The sequence below is a fragment of the Pseudomonas sp. AC463 genome (genome assembly GCF_979253585.1).
Map to the genome: position 1 here is coordinate 1 of NZ_CEEDDZ010000059.1, position 675 is coordinate 675.

At 69.3% G+C, this 675-nt stretch carries 1 protein-coding gene; it reads right to left on the reverse strand.

What is annotated here, in order from left to right:
* Positions 1 to 432: glutathione S-transferase (locus AC0IYH_RS29055; protein WP_471837460.1), on the reverse strand; the 432-nt coding region annotated here is incomplete at its 3' end.
* Between the last annotated feature and the right edge of the window lie 243 nt (positions 433 to 675).

Consider the following 675-nt stretch of genomic DNA (forward strand, 5'->3'; position numbering starts at 1 on the left):
GCCCAGTCGCGTCCGCACGCGGGCGTCGAGCATCGCCTGCCGCTCCGCGAACCACGGACGGTCCTGCTCAAACAGGGTTGCGAGCGAGCGTTCGACGATCGGCGGCTCGATCGTGCTCAGCGCCGCGAACATCCACGCGATCGCCCGTGCCCGCGCATCGGCGTCGTGGGGCAGCAGCCCGGCATGACGTTCGGCAATGTGCAGCACGATCGCACCGGACTCGAATAGCGTCAGGTCGCCGTCCCGGTAGGTGGGGATCTGGCCGAAGGGTTGCGCGCTGCGATGCTCCGCCGCCTTGACCGCCGCGAACGACAGGAGCTGTACGTCGTACGCCAGCCCCGCCTCCTCCAGCGCCCAGCGCACCGGCATGTCGCGCGCCAGCCCGCGGCCCCGATCCGGCGAGGCCTCGAACGCGGTGATCGTGATCGTCATCAAGTCGTCCCCTCCCTGCGTGGAATAGCATCGTTCTGGCTGTTTAACGACTTCGCAAGCTGGCCGGCCAACAGTCGGGGGTCAGGGGAGCGAAGCATGCTGAGCAGGGCCGATCTATCGCAGGAACATGCCGAACTCGCGCGGCTCGCCGCCACACTCGGGGCGCAGGCGCGGTCGGACCGTCCCGACGTGGCCGGGGTAGCGGGGGTGCGGTGGCAGTTGACGCGCAAGCTGTTGCTGCAC